This is a genomic window from Delftia sp. Cs1-4 (assembly GCF_000214395.1).
Lineage (GTDB): Bacteria > Pseudomonadota > Gammaproteobacteria > Burkholderiales > Burkholderiaceae_C > Comamonas > Comamonas acidovorans.
Genome location: NC_015563.1, coordinates 6,248,290 through 6,266,628, shown reverse-complemented (window position 1 = coordinate 6,266,628; position 18,339 = coordinate 6,248,290). Strand labels below are relative to the sequence as shown.

General features: G+C 69.2%; 19 protein-coding genes. 14 read left to right on the top strand and 5 right to left on the bottom strand.

Features of this window, described 5'->3' with window-relative positions:
• The first annotated feature begins 10 nt into the window (after positions 1-10).
• The 11 genes from DELCS14_RS27520 (at position 11) to DELCS14_RS27470 (ending at position 11,685) form a co-directional block, all read left to right on the top strand.
• The gene (locus DELCS14_RS27520) at positions 11-904 is read left to right on the top strand and encodes an IclR family transcriptional regulator (protein WP_013804509.1); all 894 of its coding nucleotides are present in this window, start codon (positions 11-13) and stop codon (positions 902-904) included.
• Entirely contained in the window at positions 897-1,694 is a 798-nt protein-coding gene (locus tag DELCS14_RS27515; protein WP_013804508.1) for an SDR family oxidoreductase, read from the top strand. The genes DELCS14_RS27520 and DELCS14_RS27515 overlap by 8 nt, the downstream gene beginning before the upstream one ends.
• Positions 1,695-1,728: 34 nt before the next feature.
• Positions 1,729-3,435, top strand: coding sequence for a thiamine pyrophosphate-binding protein (locus tag DELCS14_RS27510; protein WP_013804507.1), 1,707 nt, complete (start codon positions 1,729-1,731; stop codon positions 3,433-3,435).
• 35 nt (positions 3,436-3,470) lie between these two features.
• A complete protein-coding gene (locus tag DELCS14_RS27505) occupies positions 3,471-4,946 on the top strand; it encodes an aldehyde dehydrogenase (protein ID WP_012202892.1) in 1,476 nt (491 codons plus the stop codon).
• 12 nt (positions 4,947-4,958) lie between these two features.
• Positions 4,959-5,921, top strand: coding sequence for a VOC family protein (locus DELCS14_RS27500; protein ID WP_013804506.1), 963 nt, complete (start codon positions 4,959-4,961; stop codon positions 5,919-5,921).
• Between the two features lie 50 nt (positions 5,922-5,971).
• Positions 5,972-6,949, top strand: a complete 978-nt coding sequence (locus DELCS14_RS27495) for a tripartite tricarboxylate transporter substrate binding protein (protein WP_013804505.1) — start codon at positions 5,972-5,974, stop codon at positions 6,947-6,949.
• A gap of 38 nt (positions 6,950-6,987) precedes the next feature.
• A complete protein-coding gene (locus DELCS14_RS27490) occupies positions 6,988-7,209 on the top strand; it encodes a recombinase-like helix-turn-helix domain-containing protein (RefSeq protein WP_012202895.1) in 222 nt (73 codons plus the stop codon).
• Between the two features lie 24 nt (positions 7,210-7,233).
• Entirely contained in the window at positions 7,234-8,259 is a 1,026-nt protein-coding gene (locus tag DELCS14_RS27485) for an aromatic ring-hydroxylating dioxygenase subunit alpha (protein ID WP_012202896.1), read from the top strand.
• The gene (locus DELCS14_RS27480) at positions 8,256-9,215 is read left to right on the top strand and encodes a PDR/VanB family oxidoreductase (RefSeq protein ID WP_012202897.1); all 960 of its coding nucleotides are present in this window, start codon (positions 8,256-8,258) and stop codon (positions 9,213-9,215) included. Before DELCS14_RS27485 ends, DELCS14_RS27480 begins: the two co-directional genes overlap by 4 nt.
• A 77-nt stretch (positions 9,216-9,292) precedes the next feature.
• Positions 9,293-10,360: a porin gene (locus tag DELCS14_RS27475; RefSeq protein WP_013804504.1), complete on the top strand. Its 1,068-nt coding sequence runs from the start codon at positions 9,293-9,295 to the stop codon at positions 10,358-10,360.
• Between the two features lie 29 nt (positions 10,361-10,389).
• The gene (locus tag DELCS14_RS27470; protein WP_013804503.1) at positions 10,390-11,685 is read left to right on the top strand and encodes an MFS transporter; all 1,296 of its coding nucleotides are present in this window, start codon (positions 10,390-10,392) and stop codon (positions 11,683-11,685) included.
• A gap of 6 nt (positions 11,686-11,691) precedes the next feature.
• Here DELCS14_RS27470 and DELCS14_RS27465 read toward each other — a convergent pair whose 3' ends face one another.
• Positions 11,692-12,600, bottom strand: coding sequence for a LysR family transcriptional regulator (locus tag DELCS14_RS27465; RefSeq protein ID WP_013804502.1), 909 nt, complete (start codon positions 12,598-12,600; stop codon positions 11,692-11,694).
• 72 nt (positions 12,601-12,672) lie between these two features.
• Here DELCS14_RS27465 and DELCS14_RS27460 point away from each other — a divergent pair, with 72 nt between their 5' ends.
• Genes DELCS14_RS27460 through DELCS14_RS27450 form a run of 3 tightly spaced genes read left to right on the top strand, consistent with a single transcriptional unit; the run spans position 12,673 to position 14,903 of the window.
• Entirely contained in the window at positions 12,673-13,347 is a 675-nt protein-coding gene (locus tag DELCS14_RS27460) for an HAD-IA family hydrolase (protein ID WP_013804501.1), read from the top strand.
• Positions 13,348-13,375: 28 nt separating this feature from the next.
• Positions 13,376-14,518: a DSD1 family PLP-dependent enzyme gene (locus DELCS14_RS27455; protein WP_013804500.1), complete on the top strand. Its 1,143-nt coding sequence runs from the start codon at positions 13,376-13,378 to the stop codon at positions 14,516-14,518.
• Positions 14,508-14,903: a RidA family protein gene (locus DELCS14_RS27450; RefSeq protein WP_013804499.1), complete on the top strand. Its 396-nt coding sequence runs from the start codon at positions 14,508-14,510 to the stop codon at positions 14,901-14,903. The genes DELCS14_RS27455 and DELCS14_RS27450 overlap by 11 nt, the downstream gene beginning before the upstream one ends.
• A gap of 35 nt (positions 14,904-14,938) precedes the next feature.
• On the opposite strand, the gene corA is transcribed toward DELCS14_RS27450, so the two are convergent.
• The 4 genes from corA to tsaB all read right to left on the bottom strand — a co-directional run bounded on the left by corA (position 14,939) and on the right by tsaB (position 18,310).
• Positions 14,939-15,925, bottom strand: a complete 987-nt coding sequence (gene corA, locus DELCS14_RS27445; protein WP_013804498.1) for a magnesium/cobalt transporter CorA — start codon at positions 15,923-15,925, stop codon at positions 14,939-14,941.
• 173 nt (positions 15,926-16,098) lie between these two features.
• Positions 16,099-17,058 carry a uracil-DNA glycosylase family protein gene (locus DELCS14_RS27440; RefSeq protein WP_013804497.1) on the bottom strand — a complete coding sequence of 320 codons (960 nt, stop codon included), beginning with the start codon at positions 17,056-17,058 and terminating at the stop codon, positions 16,099-16,101.
• Entirely contained in the window at positions 17,049-17,573 is a 525-nt protein-coding gene (gene rimI, locus DELCS14_RS27435) for a ribosomal protein S18-alanine N-acetyltransferase (protein ID WP_013804496.1), read from the bottom strand. Before rimI ends, DELCS14_RS27440 begins: the two co-directional genes overlap by 10 nt.
• Positions 17,570-18,310, bottom strand: coding sequence for a tRNA (adenosine(37)-N6)-threonylcarbamoyltransferase complex dimerization subunit type 1 TsaB (gene tsaB / locus DELCS14_RS27430; protein WP_013804495.1), 741 nt, complete (start codon positions 18,308-18,310; stop codon positions 17,570-17,572). The genes rimI and tsaB overlap by 4 nt, the downstream gene beginning before the upstream one ends.
• Positions 18,311-18,339: the final 29 nt, after the last annotated feature.

Sequence of the window (18,339 nt, the reverse complement as noted above, 5' to 3'; positions counted from 1 at the left end):
GGGTTTCGCCATGAACGACACCACCCCTTCCGGGAATGCCGAGAGCGCTGAAAGCGCGGACAACGGCGCCGACAAGTACATGGTGCCCGCGCTGGAGCGCGGCCTGCGCCTGCTGCAGGAGTTCGGGCGCGGCAATGCCACGCTGGGCGCGCCCGAGCTGGCCCGCCGCCTGCAGCTGCCGCGCGCCACGATTTTCCGCATGCTCAACACGCTGGAGGCCATGGGCTTTCTGCAGCGTGCCGAGGGCAGCAATGACTACCGGCTGGGCCTGTCCGTGCTGCGCCTGGGCTTCGAGTTCCTGTCGTCCATGGACCTGACCGAGCTGGGCCAGCCCGTGATCGCGCGGCTGTGCGGCGAAATCCGCTATCCCTGCAACATCGTGGTGCGTGATGGCCGCTCCATCGTCTATGTGGCCAAGGTGACGCCGCCCACGCCGCTGACCAGTTCGGTGCGTGTGGGCACGCGCCTGCCTGCCCATGCCACGGCCCTGGGCCGCGTGTTGCTGGCCGATCTGTCCCTGCCCGAGCTGCGCGCGCTCTATCCCGAAGAGCACCTAGAAGCGCACACGCCCAAGACGCCGCGCACGGTGCTGGACCTGTTCAACCTGGTCGAGGCCGACCGCGAGCGCGGCCATGTGTTCAGCGAAGGCTTCTACGAAAGCTCCATCTGCACCATCGCCGCGCCCGTGCGCGACCACAGCGGCCGCGTGGTGGCGGCGCTGGGCACGACGGTTCCCGCGCCCCATGTGGAGGAGGGCCGTGCCGAGACCCTTATCGCCGGCGTCTGCGACGCGGCGGCCGAGCTGTCCGAGCTGCTGAACTACCGCCCGCAAACGCAAACGCAAACGCAGACGGCACAGCTGCTTTCCCTCAATTCCCGGCGCGCAGGAGGCGGCCATGTTTGATTCCCAACTCAAGGACACCACGGCCGTCGTCACCGGCGGCTCTTCGGGCATTGGCCTGGCCACGGTCGATCTGCTGCTGTCGCAGGGCGCGCGTGTCGCCCTGTGCGGGCGCAGCGCCGAACGCCTGGAGCAGGCCGTGCAGCAACTGCGCGAACGCCATCCCGAGGCCCGCCTGTTCGCCCAGGCCTGCGACGTGCTCGACGCCGCCCAGGTGCAGCAGTTCGCGCGCGACAGCGAGGCTGCGCTGGGTCCGGCCTCCATCCTCGTGAACAACGCGGGCCAGGGCCGGGTCTCGACGTTTGCCAGCACCGACGATGCGGCCTGGACCGAGGAGCTGCACCTGAAGTTCTTCTCGGTGCTGCATCCCACGCGCGCCTTTTTGCCGCAGCTCGAGCGCACGGCTGAGCCGGCCATCGTCTGCGTCAATTCGCTGCTGGCCTCGCAGCCCGAGCCGCACATGGTGGCCACCTCGGCCGCGCGCGCCGGCCTCAAGAACCTGGTGCGCTCCATGGCCACCGAGTTCGCGCCCAAGGGCGTGCGCGTCAACGGCATCCTGGTCGGCCTGATCGAGTCCGGCCAGTGGCGCCGCCGCTTCGAGGCGCGTGAGGACCGCAGCCAGGACTGGAACGCCTGGAGCGCCGACCTCGCCCGCAAGAAGTCCATTCCGCTGGGCCGCCTGGGCTCGCCCGACGAGGCCGCGCGCGCCATCTTCTATCTCGCCACGCCCCTGTCCTCCTACACGACCGGCAGCCACATCGACGTCTCCGGTGGCCTTGCACGGCAAGCGTAGTGCTCCAGCCCCTTCACCCGATTCAAAGCAGAACATGACTTCTTCCGCATCCAAAATCACCGTCGGCGCCGTTGTGGCCCAGTTCCTCGAACACTGCGGCGTGCAGGCCGCGTTCGGGGTGATCTCCATCCACAACATGCCCATCCTGGACGCGATGAATGCGCGCGGCCATGTCCGCTTCGTGATGGCGCGCGGCGAGGCCGGCGCCGGCAACATGGCCGATGCCTGCGCGCGTTCCACCTCCAGCCTGGGCGTGTGCATCACCAGCACCGGCCCGGCCGCCGGCAACATCGCCGGCAGCCTGGTGGAGGCCTATACGGCCGGCACGCCGCTGCTGCACATCACGGGCCAGATCGAGACGCAGTACCTGGACCAGAAGCTGTCGTACATCCACGAGGCGCCCGACCAGCTGACCATGCTGGGCGCCGTGTCCAAGGCGGCGTTCCGCGTGCGCAGCGCCGAGACCTGCCTGTCCACCTTGAAGGCCGCCGTGCAGGCCGCCATGACCGCGCCGACCGGCCCGGTGAGCGTGGAGATTCCCATCGACATCCAGCAGACCGTGATCGACATGCCGGCCGACCTGTCGCCGCTGCCGGTGGCCGTGCTGGCCCCCAGCGAGGCATCGCTGGATGCGCTGGCCGACACGCTGGCCAAGGCGCGCCGCCCGCTGCTGTGGCTGGGTGGCGGCGCACGCCACGCAGTCGCTGCCGTGCAGCGCCTGAAGGCGCTGGGCTTCGGCATCGTCAGCACGGGCCAGGGCCGCGGCATCGTGGCCGAGGACGATCCGGCCTCGCTGGGCGCCTACAACATCCAAAAGCCCGTGGAGGCCTTCTACCAGCGCTGCGACGCCATGCTGGCCGTGGGCACGCGCCTGCGCAGCAACGAGACGCTGAAGTACGAACTGAAGCTGCCGCGCCCGCTGCTGCGCATCGATGTGGACGCCGCCCAGCAGGGCCGCTGCTACGCCGATGACGGCTTTGTCTGCGGCGACTCGGCCCTGGCGCTGACAGGCCTGGCCGACCGGCTGGAGGCGCGCGGCTACAAGGCCGACCCCGAGCTGCTGGCCGACCTGCGCCAGGTGCACGACGAGGCCGTGGCCACCATGCGCGACGGCCTGGGCCCGTACAGCGTGCTGGTGCAGGAGCTGCAAAAGGCCGTGGGCCGCAACTTCAACTGGGTGCGTGACGTGACCGTCTCCAACAGCACCTGGGGCAACCGCGAGCTGCGCTTTTTCGAGCCCAATGCGGGCGTGCACGCCACGGGCGGCGGCATCGGCATGGGCATGCCCATGGCTATCGGCGCGGCCGTGGGCGCGGCGGTCAGCGGCTCGGGCCGCAAGACGCTGGGCCTGGCGGGTGATGGCGGCTTCATCCTGAATCTGGGCGAGCTGGCCACGCTGGTGCAGGAAGAGTGCGACACCCTGATCGTGCTGATGAACGACCAGCGCTACGGCGTGATCCAGAACATCCAGGACGCCTCCTACGGCGGCCGCCGCTGCTATGTGGAACTGCACACGCCCGACTACGCGCAGCTGTGCGCCTCCATCCAGCTGCCCCATGCCCGCGTGCAGAACCTTGACGAGCTGCCCGCCGTGCTGGCCTCGGCCTGGCCGAAGAAGGGCCCCTTCCTGCTGGAGATCGACATGCGCGCCATCGGCAATTTCAAGGCCACGTTCTCGGGCCCGCCCGTGAACAAGCTGGACCAGATCCCGGCCACCACCACGGCGTCCAAGGCCGTCTGAGGCGGCTGGATTCGAACGAACGAGAGAGGCTCACCATGTCGAACCTGGAACTGCTCCCCATCAATATCGCCGGCGAATGGCGCCTGGGCGGCGGTGGCGAATCCACCACGCTCTATCCCGCCACCGGCGAAGTGGTGGGCCGCCTGCGCGCGCCCAGCCTGGAGGATGTGGAGGAGGCCATCCAGAAGGCCGACCACGCCTTCCGCACCAGTGGCTGGGCCCAGAAAAAGCCCCATGAGCGCGCGGCCGTGCTGCACCGCGTGGCCCAGCTGATCCGCGAGCGCGCCGAGCCCCTGGCCCAGCTGCAGCGCCTGGACAACGGCAAGCCCATCAAGGAAACACGCATGCTGGTGGCCAGCGCCGCCGCCACCTTCCAGTTCTTTGCAGCGGCCTGCGAGACCATGGAGGAAACCATCACGCCCTCGCGCGGCGACTTCATGACCATGAGCGTGTACGAGCCCATGGGTGTGGTGGCGGCCATCACGCCGTGGAACTCGCCGATCGCCAGCGAGGCGCAAAAGCTGGCGCCTGCGCTGGCCGCCGGCAACGCCGTGGTCGTCAAGCCCGCCGAGGCCACGCCGCTGCTGGCGCTGGAGCTGGCCAGGATCTGCGAAGAGGCCGGCGTGCCCAAGGGCCTGGTCAGCGTGCTGCCGGGCCGGGGCTCGGTGATTGGCGATGCCATCACCAAGCATCCGCTGGTCAAGCGCGTGTCGTTCACCGGCGGCACGTCCACGGGCAAGCACATCGCCCACATCGCGGCCGACAAGATGATGCCGGTCTCGCTGGAGCTGGGCGGCAAGTCGGCCACCATGGTGCTGGCCGATGCCGACATCGACCATGCCGTCAACGGCGTGCTCTACGGCATCTTCAGCTCCTCGGGCGAGTCGTGCATCGCGGGCTCTCGCCTGTTCGTGGCGCGCAGCCTGCATGCCGAATTCATGCAGCGCCTCACGGCCAAGGCCGCCGCGCTGCAGGTGGGCGACCCGGCCGACGAGCGCACGCAGATGGGCCCGCTGATCACCGCCAAGCACCGCGAGTCCATAGAGAGCTATGTGGCCCTGGGCCTGTCCGAAGGCGGCCGGCTGCTCACGGGCGGCCAGCGGCCTGAGGGCGCGCAGTTCGAGCGCGGCTACTACTACCGCCCGACCATCATCGACGGCGTGAAGAACGACTGGCAGATCTGCCAGCAGGAAATCTTCGGCCCCGTGCTCGTGGCCATGCCCTTCGACAACGAGGACGACCTGCTCGCCCAGGCCAACGACAGCGTCTACGCGCTGGCCGCCGGCATCTGGACGCGCGACTACAAGAGCGCCTGGCGCATAGGCCGCGCCGTGCAGGCCGGCACCGTCTGGATCAACACCTACAAGCAGTTCTCCATCTCCACACCCTTCGGCGGCTGGCGCGACAGCGGCCTGGGCCGCGAGAAGGGACGGCTGGGCATACAGCAGTACATGGAGCAAAAGAGCATGTACTGGGGCTTGAACGACCAGCCTTTGGCCTGGGCGAACTGAAAGGGAATCGACATGAGCGTACTGGGCATAGACGAAATCACCTACGGCGCGGACGACCTGGCCACCTGCCGCCGCTTCTTCCTGGACTGGGGCCTGGCGCTGGTGCAGGAAGCGGACGACCGGCTGGTGTTCGAGACCCTCAACGGCTGCCGCGTGATCGTGGCCGCCGTGGACCATCCCGATCTGCCGCCCGCCATCGAGGCCGGCCCCACGCTGCGCGAAGTGGTCTGGGGTGTGGAAAGCGAGGCCGATCTGGCGCTGTACGCCGGTCGCATCGCCGCGCTGCCGGGCTTCACACAGGGCCAGGGGCGCATAGGCTGCACCGACCCCAACGGCCTGTCCGTGCGCCTGCAGGTCACGCAAAAGCGTGATGTGGATGTGCAAGGCGCCGCCTACAACACCTGGAACCGCAAGGACCGCGTCAACCAGGCCAGCCCGGCCTACGAACGCGCCCAGCCCATCGAGGTCGGCCATGTGGTGTTCTTCGTCAAGGACGTGCAGGCCTGCGAGCGCTTCTACGTGGACAACTTCGGCTTCGCAGCCTCGGACCGCTACCCCGAGCGCGGCGCCTTCCTGCGCTGCGCACCCGACGGCGGCCACCACGACATCTTCCTGCTGCAGCGCCCGGCCAAGGACGCGGGCCTGAACCACGTGGCCTTCACGGTGCGCGACATCCACGAGGTCTTCGGCGGCGGCATGCACATCTCGCGCTGCGGCTGGGACACCCAGCTGGGCCCGGGCCGCCATCCCGTGTCCTCGGCCTATTTCTGGTACTTCCGCAATCCGGCCGGCGCCCTGGTCGAGTACTACGCCGACGAGGACCAGCTCACCGCCGACTGGCAGCCGCGCGAGTTCGAGCCCGGCCCCACGGTGTTTGCCGAATGGGCCATCGATGGCGGCATCGACGGCAACACCCGGCGCCAAAAGGGCGTGGGTACCAGCGACGGGAAATTCATCACCGACAAGCGGCATTGAGACCGCGCCTGACGGCTCACCCCACAACCCAACCACCCCACGGCCTCCCCATGAACAAGACACGTCGCCAGGTTTCTCTTGCCGCTGCATTCCTGGCTGCAGCCACGCTGTCCGGCACCGCGATGGCCCAGGCCTATCCGGCCAAGCCCATCACCATCATCGTGGCCTATCCGGCCGGTGGCGACACCGATGCCATGGCGCGCCTGTATGCCGAGAAGCTGTCCACGCGCCTGGGCCAGCCCGTGCTGGTGGACAACCGCCCCGGTGCCAGCGGCACCATCGGCAGCGTGCATGTGGCCAAGGCCGCGCCGGACGGCTACACCCTGCTGCTGGCGCCCAATACCTTCGCCATCGCGCAGTTCGTGCTCAAGACGGCCTCGGGCTCCAGCTACGACGTGCTGCACGGCTTCACGCCCATCGTGCAGACCAGCGTGCAGCCCATGTTCGTGGCCACCAACCAGGCCTCGGGCATCAAGGACATGAAGACCCTGATCGCCCAGGGCAAGCGCGACGGCCTGACCTACGCCAGCCCCGGCAGCGGCTCGCCCATGCACATCCTGGGCGAGATGTTCAACCGCGCCGCTGGCACGCGCATCGCCCACATTCCCTACAAGGGCGTGGCGCCTGCCGTCAACGACCTGATCGGCGGCCATGTGCCCACGACCTTCATGACCTGGGGCCCGATTGCGCCCTACATCGGCGGCAAGGTCACCGCCCTGGCCGTGGCAGACAGCCAGCGCAGCGCGCTGGCCCCCAATGTGCCCACCCTGGCCGAGCTGGGCGTCAAGGACGTGGAAGTGTCCGCATGGCAGGGCCTGTTCGGCCCCAAGGGCATGTCGCCCGAGACCGTGAAGCTGCTGAACACGCACCTCAACGAGATCCTGAAGATGCCCGACGTGGTCTCCAAGATGGCCACCTTCGGCGCGCTGCCCGCAGGCGGCGAGCCCGCGAGGCTTGAGAAGACCAATGCAGCGGACTTCAACCGCTTCGGCAAGCTCATCAAAGACCTGGATATCAGGGCTGATTGAGCACCCCCCACACAAGACAGTTTTCGAAGGAGAGAACCATGGCCGCTGATCGCTATCTCGAGCCGCACCAGGCGCGCGAACGTGCCCCCACCCTGATGGAAGACCTGCTGGGCGATTCCATCGAACGCGCCTTCGGCGAAGGCGTGCAGACCCTGCCCGAACTGGTGGCCTATCTCAACCGCAGCGGCCCCGCCGGCGAAAACGGCCAGGCCTGGACCGAAGACAGCTTCCAGGCGCTGATGGCGCGGCTGGGCTATTGATACCGAGCAGGACTGGAGAGCCCCATGAACGTACAAACCATCACCATCGATCCGGTGGACGGCCTGCTCAACAAAGGCCTGAAGAACCTCTGGTACGCGGTCTGCCCCTCGGACTTCGTGAAGACCCAGCCCGTGTCGGTGCGCCGCTTCGGCCGCAAGATCGCGCTGTGGCGCGATGCCGCCGGCCAGGTCCATGCGCTGGAAGACCATTGCCCGCACCGGGGCGCGCCGCTGTCGCAGGGCGTGATCCTGGGCGACCGCCTGGCCTGCCCCTACCACGGCGTGGAAGTGCGCGGCGACGGCACGGTGACCAAGGTGCCCGGCAGCCCCGGCTGCAAGCTCGAAGGCTCGCGCGCGGCGCTGGCCTTCCATGCGCGCGAGGCCCATGGCGCCATCTTTCTCTACAACAGCGACAAGGCCGTTGACGAGGCGCCCGAGTTCACGCTGCCCGAGGAGCTGACCTCGCCCGAGTACTCCAACTTCCTGTGCTATGCCGAGTGGCGCAGCGACTACCGCTATGCGCTGGACAACGTCATGGACCCCATGCACGGCACCTTCCTGCACAAGCAGTCGCACTCCATGGCCGAGGGCGACAGCAAGGCCACGTTCCAGGTGCGCGAGACCGATGATGGCTTCGTCTTCGAGAAGGTGGGCCAGCGCGGCGTGAACTTCGACTGGACCGAGTGGGGCAGCACGGGCGTGCACTGGATGCGCCTGGAGATTCCGTACCCCAAGACCGGCGGCCCCGGCGGCAACTTCGCCATCGTGGCCTGCGTCACGCCCATCAGCGCCGACCTGTGCGCCGTGTTCTTCTGGCGCTGCCGCAAGGTGCAGGGGTGGATGCGCGACACCTGGCGCTTCCTGTACCGCAACCGCCTGGAGGCGCGCCACTGGGCCGTGCTGGAGCAGGACCGGATCATGATGGAGCAGATGGAGCTGGACGCCAACGAGCGCGAGAACCTCTACCAGCACGACATCGGCCTGGTGCGCCTGCGCCGCCACCTGCGCCGCCTGGCCCAGGAGCAGATCGACGAAGGCGCCGCATCATGAGCACCAACCTCCAGGCCTTCGTGCACACGCTGCGCTTCGAGGCCCAGGACACCATCAGCGTGGACCTGCGGCCCGTGGCGGGCGGGGAGCTTCCCGCCTTCACGCCGGGCTCGCACATCGATCTGCACCTGCCCAATGGCCTGGTGCGCAGCTACTCGCTGAGCAACCCCAGCGAGGAGCGCCACCGCTACGTGGTCGGCGTGCTGCGCGACCGCGCCAGCCGCGGCGGCTCGCGCTGCGTGCACGAGTCGCTGCGCGTGGGCATGCCCATCACCATCTCCGAGCCGCGCAACCATTTCGCGCTGGACGAAAGCGCCGCGCACACCGTGCTGGTGGCCGGCGGCATCGGCATCACGCCGCTGCTGTGCATGGCGCGCCGGCTCAAGGGCCAGGGCCGCTCGTTCGAGATGCTGTACTTCGCCCGCGAGCGCAAGGGCGCGGCCTTCCTGGAAGAGCTGCAGGCGCTGGGCATGCCGCTGCACCTGCACTTCGACAGCGAGGCCGGCGGCCCGCCCGACCTGCGCGCGCTGCTGGCCCAACGGCAGCCCGACGCGGGCACGCACCACTACGCCTGCGGCCCCACGCCCATGCTGGACGCCTTCGAGAAGTTCTGCGCCGAGCTGGGCCACGCCAACGCCCACGTCGAGCGCTTCACGCCCGTGGAGGTCAAGGCCGCCGATGACGCGCGCAGCAACTACACGGTGGAGCTCAAGCGCAGCGGCCGCTTCATCGAGATCACGCCCGAGAAGTCGCTGCTCGACACCCTGCTGGATGCCGGCATCCAGATGGACCACAGCTGCTGCGAAGGCGTCTGCGGCTCCTGCGAGACGCGCGTGCTCGAAGGCATTCCGGACCACCGCGACTCGGTGCTCAGCCCCAAGGAAAAGGCCAGCAACAAAGTGATGATGGTCTGCGTTTCCGGCTGCAAGAGCGAACGTTTAGTGCTCGATATCTGAGCAGGCAATCAGACCTGCACGGCAACAACCCACCACCCCCAAGCCCCCCAAGCCACCACCCCAGAGGAGACAACCCCATGAAAACCATCCATACGCCCATGCTGGGCGTGGCGCTAGCCTGCCTGGCGTCCTTGCCCGGTGCCGCTTCGGCGCAGTCCAAGGTCGAGATCTTCGGCGTCGTCGATGTCGGCGTCACGCACCTGAACGGCTCCGGCCCCTCCAAGACCGGCCTGTCCACGGGCGGCGCCAACATCAGCCGCCTCGGCTTTCGCGGCACGGAAGAGCTGGGCGGCGGCCTGCGCGCGGGCTTCTGGCTGGAGGCGGGCATGGACGTGGACAGCGGCTCGGGCAAGGCCAGCGGTGGCGGCCTGAGCTTCAACCGCCGCTCCACCGTGAGCCTGTCGGGCGACTTCGGCGAAGTGCGCCTGGGCCGCGATGACTCGGCCACCTTCCTGAGCACGCTGATCTTCGACCCCTTCCTCACCAACGGCGTGGGCGGCACCATGGGCTTCACCATGCTGGGCATTCCCGGCACGGGCACGGCCACGGGCGGCGCGCCCATCCAGATCAGCAACGCGGTCAGCTACTTCCTGCCGCAGAACCTGGGCGGCTTCTACGGCCAGGTGCAGGTGGCCATGGGCGAGCAGGCGCGCAGCGCACCCAACAAGAACCAGGGCGACTACCGCGGCCTGCGCTTCGGCTACCGCCAGGGTCCCTTCAACGGCGCGCTGGCCACGGGCAAGTTCTATGGCGACAGCGATGCGACCAACCTCACGGCCAGCAACGTGGGCCTGAGCTGGGACTTCGGCGTGGCCAAGCCCATGCTGCTGTGGGCCAGCGAAAAGCGCGGCGCCCTCAAGGTCACCGCCCTGCAGCTGGGCGTGACCGCGCCCGTGGGCATGGGCGAGTTCAAGGCTTCCTACGGCCACTACAACACCGACGGCAGCAATGCCGACTGGAACAAGATCAGCGTGGGCTACGGGCACAACCTGTCCAAGCGCACCCAGGTCTACGGCACGGTGGCCTTCCTCAAGAACAAGGACGGCGCGGCCAAGTCCATCGGCGTGCAGGGCCTGTCGGCCCCGGGCACCACGCTGGGCGGCCGCTCCTCCGGCTTCGAGGTGGGCGTGCGCCACTTCTTCTGATACAGCCCATCGGGCGATAGAGACTTGCCATGAAAGATATGCGTGCGGCCCGCTGGTGGGGGGTGATCAGCCTCTTCATCATCGTCGCCATCTCCTATGTGGACCGGATCAACCTTTCGATCCTCATCCTCGACCAGGGATTTCTGGACCACATCGGGCTGACGCACGACGACCGCACGCGCCAGGGCCTGCTGGCCACGGCCTTCATGGTGGGCTACGGCGTTTCTTCCTTCGTGTTGACGCCGTTTTGCGCGGCGCTCTTCGGCGTGCGCCGAAGCCTGGTGGTCGGCCTGCTGCTGTGGGGCGCCGTGTCCTTTCTGTCCCCGGCCATGAACAGCTATGGCCTGCTGCTGGCCTCGCGCATCCTGCTGGGCATCTCCGAAGGGCCGCTGTACTCGCTGGCGGGCAGCTACATCAAGGCGCATTTCCAGAGCCACGAGAACGGCCTGCCCAACTCCTTCGTGAACATGGGCACGGGCCTGGGGCTGGCGGTGGGCTACCCGCTGATCGGCTACCTGGTGGCCGGCCATGACTGGCAGACCTCGTTCCACGTGCTGGGCCTGATCAATGTGGCCATCGGCATCCCGCTGGTGCTGGCCTTCATCCGCATGCCCCGCGTGGACACCGGCATGCCGCGCCCGCGCTCGCTGGGCGAGGCGGTGGGCCAGGTCGGCCAGATCGTGCGCGGCGCCATGCACACGCGCTATCTGGTGCTGGTGGCCGTGCTGTCGGCGGCCTTCTTCTCCTACCTCTGGGGCAGCAGCAACTGGCTGCCGGCCTATCTGGAGTCGCGCGGCTTTTCGCTGCGCGAGATGGGCTGGCTGGCCTCGCTGCCCCAGTACGCCACGGTGCTGGCCGTGCTGGTCGGCGGCATCGTCATCGACCGCCTGCCGCGCCGCCAGGTGCCGCTGATCTTCGTCGGCGGCAGCCTGGGCCTGGCGCTGGCCATCTGGCTGGCCATCCACATGGAAGACCGCTACGCGGCGGCCTACTGCCTGATCGCCGCCAATTTCTGCTGGGGCCTGATGAGCCCGGCCATTCCCAGCACCGTGCAGTATTGCGCGCGGCCCGAGCATGTGGCCAGCGCCTACGGCGTCGTCAACGGCACGGCGACCCTGGTGGCGGGCTTCATGCCTGCGCTCATGGGCGCCGTCATCGGCTGGACCTCGCATTCGGCCGGTGGCGGGTTCGTCGCAGGCTTCAGCCTGCTGGTGGGCACGCAACTGGTGGTCATGGTCTGCGGCCTGGTGCTGTGGCTGCGCGAGCGCGGCCAGGGCACCGACCGTGCCAGCGATGCCCGGGACACCTCCGCGCGCACGGCCTGACCTGCACTACAGCGCGCCCGCTGCGGCGCACTGCTCCAGAAACGTCACCAGGGCCTGCACGCGCGCCGTGCGGCCCTTGCGCGTGGGCACCAGCAGGGTGACGGGCGCGCTGCCGAAATGCCAGTCGGGCAGCACGCGCACCAGCCGGCCCTCGGCAACGGCCTGCTCCATGTCCCATTGCGAACGCAGCACCAGACCCAGGCCCTGCTCGGCCCAGTGGCGGGCCACGCCGCCATCGTTGGTCACATAGGACGGCGTCACACGCAGGGTCTGGCCGTCCACGGCGCGCCGGCTGGCGGCCGGGCGCAGGTGCCAAAGCGTCACGTCCTCCTCGTTCTCGCGGATGCAGATGCAGGCGTGCTGCAGCAGCTCGCGCGGCGTGGCGGGCGTGCCGTGGCGGCGCAGGTAGTCGGGGCTGGCGCACAGCCAGCGGTCATTGGCGGCCAGCTCGCGCGCCACCCAGGAGGAGTCGCGCACCACGCCGATGTGGACCACGGCGTCGGCATCGTGGCGGTCGGGGAAGGGCGTTTCGCGCAGGTCCAGCTGCAGCTTCAGTTGCGGGTGCTGGCGCGTGAAGGGCACCAGGGCCGGGGCCAGCCGGCTGCGCCCGTAGCCAAAGGGCGCGGCAATGCGCAGCGTGCCGCCCAGCTGGCGGGCATCGCCGTGCAGCGAGTCGCGCAGCTCCTCGATCTGGCCCAGCAGCCGCACGGCCTCGCGGGCAAAGCGCTCGCCCTCGGGCGTCAGCGCCAGGCGCCGCGCGCTGCGGTTGGCCAGGGACAGGCCCAGTTCGGCCTCCAGCCGGCGCAGCCGCATGGACAGGGCAGGCGGCGTCACATCGAGCGCACGGGCTGCGGCGCTGAGCGAGCTTTCGCGCAGCAGGGCGGCGGCAAGCTGCAGGTCTTCGATGGCAATCATTCAATTTGCCTTAACGATTGATGACGGCGGATTTAACCACGGGCACAGGTTCCATCCGTACAGTTCCAGGCCATGAACACCCCAGCCCCACTGACGGAAACGACCGCCGCCGCCTGGCCCCGTGCCGTGCTTTTTGACCTGCTGACCGCCTTGCTCGACTCCTGGACGGTTTGGAACAGCGCTGCCGGCAGCGAGGCCGCAGGGCGCGACTGGCGCGCCGAGTACCTGCGCCTGACCTATGGCTGCGGCGCCTACCAGCCCTATGAAGACCTGGTGCGCGAGGCGGCCCGCAACCGGGGCCTGCCCGCCTCGGCCGCCGACCGGCTGGAGGCGCAATGGGACCAGCTGCAGCCCTGGGATGGCGCGCGCGAGCTGCTGGCCGCCCTGCGCCCGCACTGCCGCCTGGCCGTGGTGACCAATTGCTCCGAGCGCCTGGGTCAACGTGCCGCTGCGCTGCTGGGCGTGGATTGGGACGTGGTGGTGACCTCGCAAGCAGCAGGCTTCTACAAGCCCGACCCCCGGCCCTACCAGCTGGCGCTGGACCGGCTGGGGCTGCCTGCGGACCAGGCCGCCTTTGTGGCCGGTTCGGGCTATGACCTGTTCGGCACCTCGGCCGTGGGCCTGCGCACCTTCTGGCACAACCGCGTGGGTCTGTCGCGGCCCGATGGAGCGCCTGCCGCCGAAGCTGAAGCTTCCACGCTGGCCCCCGCCTTGCCCTGGCTGCGCGGCTTTGCCGCAGGCTGCTGACTGCGCCAAGTCTCTTTCAGGAGCCCCCATGCAAGACACTCTTTTGACGTTGGACACGCCCGCTGCCGTGATCGACCTCGACCGCATGCAGCGCAACATCGCCCGCATGCAGCAGCTCATGGACGCGCAGGGCGTGCGCCTGCGCCCCCATGTGAAGACCAGCAAGAGCGTGCCCGTGGCCGCCGCGCAGCGTGCGGCCGGGGCCTCGGGCATCACGGTCTCCACCCTGAAGGAGGCCGAGCAGTTCTTTGCGGCAGGCACCACCGACATCCTCTATGCAGTCAGCATGGCCCCGCACCGCCTGCCGCACGCCCTGCAACTGCGCCGGCGCGGCTGCGACCTCAAACTCATCGTGGACAGCGTGGCGGCGGCCCAGGCCATTGCCGTCTTTGGTCAGGAGCAGGGCGAGGCCTTCGAGGTGTGGATAGAGATCGACACCGACGGCCACCGCTCCGGCGTGGGCGCAGACGATACGCCGCTGCTGCTGGCCATTGGCCGCACGCTGCACGACGGCGGAATGCGCCTGGGCGGCGTGCTCACGCATGCGGGCTCCAGCTACGAGCTGGACACGCCCGAGGCGCTGCAGGCCCTGGCCGAGCGCGAGCGCGCCGGCTGCGTGCAGGCCGCCGAGGCCCTGCGCGCGGCCGGCCTGCCGTGCCCCGTGGTCAGCGTGGGCTCCACGCCCACGGCGCTGGCGGCCAGCCGGCTGGACGGTGTGACCGAGGTGCGCGCAGGCGTCTACGTGTTCTTCGACCTGGTGATGCGCAACATCGGCGTGTGCACGGCCGAGGACGTGGCGCTGTCGGTACTGGCCACCGTGATCGGCCACCAGGCCGACAAGGGCTGGGCCATCGTGGATGCGGGCTGGATGGCCATGAGCCGCGACCGCGGAACGGCCCGGCAGAAACAGGATTTCGGCTACGGCCAGGTCTGCGACCTGCAGGGGCGGGTGATGCCGGGCTTCGTGCTCACGGGCGCCAACCAGGAGCATGGCATCCTGGCGCGCGCCGACGGCAGTGCCGAGGCCGGCATCGCCACGCGCTTTCCCCTGGGCACGCGGCTGCGCATCCTGCCCAACCATGCCTGCGCCACGGGCGCGCAGTTCCCGGCCTACCAGGCGCTGGCGGCAGATGGCTCGGTGCAAACCTGGGAGCGGCTCCATGGCTGGTGAAAACGGGATCGATCTGCGCCATGCATCGCCGAACCTGCCTGCGCCGGGCGGCCACTACAGCCACACGGCCACGGGCCAGGGGCAGGTCTTCGTGTCAGGGCAGCTGCCCATACGGCCCGACGGCACGCGCCTGGTGGATGCCGGTTTCGAGGACCAGGCCCGGCAGGCGCTGGCCAACCTGGCAGCGGCGCTGGAGCTGGCCGGCAGCGGCGTGCCGCGGCTGCTGCAGGTGCGCGTGTACCTGGACGACATGGCGCACTGGCCGGCCTTCGACCGCATCTACGCGGACTGGGCCGGCACGCACCGGCCCGCGCGCGCCGTGGTGCCCACGGGGGCGCTGCATTTCGGGTTGAAGGTGGAGATCGAGGCCGTGGCGCTGGCCTGAGAAGGTGTTCCGGCCCGAGGGGGGGCCGGCTGCCGCTACTTCAGCCAGCCGCGCTTGCGGAAGTAGAGCATGGGCCCCACGGCGCTGAGCACCATGAGCCCGATGACGTAGACGTAGCCGAACTCCCATTCCAGCTCGGGCATGAACTTGAAGTTCATGCCGTAGACGCTGGCGATCAGCGTGGGCGGCAGCAGGGCCACGCTGGCCACCGAGAAGATCTTGATGATCTTGTTCTGGTTGATGTTGATGAAGCCGACCGTGGCATCCATCAGGAAGTTGATCTTGTCGAAGAGGAAGGCCGTGTGGCTGTCCAGCGATTCGATGTCGCGCAGGATCTGGCGCGCTTCCTCGAACTGCTCGGCATTGAGCATCTTGGAGCGCATCATGAAGCTGACGGCGCGGCGCGTGTCCATGACGTTGCGGCGGATGCGGCCGTTCAAGTCTTCCTGGCGCGCGATGGCGCCCAGCACCTCGCGGGCCACGTCGTCGGTCACGTCGCCGGACAGCACCATCTGGCTGGCTTTTTCGAGGTCGTCGTAGATGCGCTCCAGCGTGTCGGCCGAGTATTCGGCGTCGGCGTCGAAGAGCTTGAGCAGCACGTCCTTGGCCTCGTCGATCAGGCCCGGCGCGCGACGCGCGCGCATGCGCAGCAGCCGGAAGACCGGCACGTCCTCGTCGTGGATGGAGAAAAGCACGCCGCAGCTGCGCAGGTTCTTGTTGTGCTCGTTGACGATGAAGGCCACGCGCACCGAACGCGGGTCCTCGTCATCGTCGATCAGGAAGTCGCTGCGGATGTGCAGCTCGCCGTTGTCTTCTTCGTAGAAGCGGGCGGATTCCTCGATGTCGTCGTCCATCGCATCCTCGGGGATGGACAGCTCGTAGTGCTGCTTGATCCAGCGCTTTTCCTCGACCGTGGGCGACTCCAGGTCCACCCAGATCGGCTTGAAGCGGGACAGCTCCTCCAGCGACTCGATCTCTTCTTGAACCAGGCGGCCATTGGCCAGCGTAAAGATGTTGAGCATAGGCTCACTCCAGGTGTTCTTCTCAGGCGTGCGGGGTATCGGAGGTGCTTTCAACCCCACAGGCCAACCGGGAGTTGAAAGCTACCAACTGGGGTAGGTTTCCACGGAGCTTTCTCCAAGATGCAAAGCGTTGGATTATGCAGCGTTGCGCTGCAGCATGCGGGCCGGCTGCGCTATTCGGAAGCGGCTCCAGGGGGCATCTGGCGGCCTGTCACAAAAGCCTGCGCATGGCACAGGTCGGCCCAGGCGCCGGCCTTGGCCTGGGGGGCGCGCAGCAGGTAGTTGGGGTCGTAGCTGACCACGGCCGGCACGCCCGCAATGCGGTGCGGCTCGGCACGCAGGCGGCCCAGCGCCTCCTGGCGCTGCAGCACGGCGCGCGCCGTGGCCAGGCCCAGCACCAGCACGCAGGCCGGGCGCAGATCGCGCAGCAGCGCCTCCAGCGATGGCTGCAGCGCCGGGACCTCGGGCGCCTCCTGGCCTTCGGCCGCAGGCTGCACGCGGTGCAGGGCGGCGCTGTACAGGCGCGGATGGTCCTGCAGGTTCAGCGCGCGCAGCATGTTGTCCAGCAGCCGGGCCGCGTCGCCTTCCAGCGCGGTGCGCGCGCAGTCGGGGCCGGGGCGCTGGGCGGGTGGCAGGGGCAGGGAGTTGGCGGGCGGCTCCAGCAGGATCAGCCAGCCGCCTTCGCCGCCATCACCGGCAGGCGGCGTTGCCGCGTAAACGGGCCGCACGGGGCCCAGGCGCCAGCCCAGCCCCGGGGCGCCGGCCACGGGCTGCTGCACGTAGCGGCGCGGCGGGCGTTCGCGTTCGGGGATGACGGGTGCGGGAGAGGCGTGCACGGGTGCGGGAGGCGGTGGCGCCTGGACAGGCGCCTGAACAGGCACCTGAACGCGTGCGGGCGTTGGCGCGGCGACAGGCGCCGGTGCAGCAGGCGTCGGGGAGTGCGCTTCCTGCACGGGCGGCGGCACGGGGCGGGCCACCGGCGGATCTGCCAGGGGCGCCGCTGCAGGCGCATCGGCGGGCGCAGCCAGGGCCTCGGACAGCACGGCGGGTGCGGTCTCGGGCTCGGGCAGCCAGACGGTGATGCCCATGGCGTGCAGCATGGCCCGCTGGCGGGTGTCTAGATTCAGGGCCATAGCTTGAGGCTCATGAGCACGGCATGCTCGCGCGGGCCGTCGTGCATGGGGTAGTAGTTCTTGCGCAGGCCCACCTCCTGGTAGCCATGCGCGGCGTAGATGCTGCGTGCGCGGACATTGCTCTCGCGCACTTCCAGCCAGATCCATTGGGCCTTGCGCTGGCGCGCCCACAGGGCCAGCGCGTCCAGCAGGATGCGGGCCCAGCCCTGGCGCTGGCGCGACGGGGCCACGGTGATGTTGAGCAGGTGGACCTCGTCGAGCACGATCATGGCGACGAAGTAGCCCACCAGTTCGCCCCGCGCATCGACCAGCAGCTGCGCTTCATTGCCGGCCGCCATGGCATCGATGAAGTTGCCACGGGACCAGGGATGCGAGTAGGCCTGCTGTTCCACAGGCAGCAGCATGTCGAGCGACAGCACGTTCAGCGGCTCGAAGCGCACGCTGTCCCGCTCCGGCGCCGGAGCGTCGGTCAGGGGCGGCTGCGGCCGCGAGGGCTGTGGCGTGTGCGTGCTCATGGTGCGGGTGGGTTGGCCTCTGGAGTGGGCGTGGCCAGGGCCAGCGCGGCGGCCGCCTTGGCAGCCTCCCGCTCGGCCGTGGTCTGCGCGACTTTATCGCGGATGTAGCGCGGCAGGGCCTGGTCGGCCGGCAAGGCGCGGTCGGCCGCCAGCAGGGCCGGGGCCAGGCGCAGCATGGCGGCGGCGGTGGGCAGGGCGGCCAGGTGGCTGGCCTGGGGCGCCAGGCGCTCGCCGTAGGCGGCCAGGGCATTGCCGGCCACCACGGTGCCGGGCGGCAGTTGCAGGGCCTCGGGCGCGCACAGGCCGAAGTCGCCGCTTTGCTCGCCAATGTCGTTCCAGCGGCCGTCGCTCCAGTGGTAGGCGGCGTGGTAGACCTCGTTCATGCGCGCATCGATCACGGCGATGAGGTCGGTGCAGCCGTATTGCACGCGCGCCTGTTCGGCCACGGCCAGCAGGCTGTCCATGGGCAGCACGGGCACGCGGGCGGCAAAGGCCAGCCCCTGGGCCACGGAGCAGGCCGTGCGCAGGCCCGTGAACGAGCCCGGACCCCGGCCGAAGACGATGGCCTGCAGCTCGGCGAATTCCAGGCCGGCCTGGGCCATCAGCGCCAGGATGGCGGGGATCAGCTCGGTCGAGGTCTGCGGACCGCCGGGGCCGCTGTGCTCCCAGACGGCATCGCCGCGCTGCACGGCGATGGAGAGGGTGTCGGTACTGGTGTCTAGGGCAAGAAGATTCATGGCTTGGGGCAGGCGGCGGTGCCGCAGCA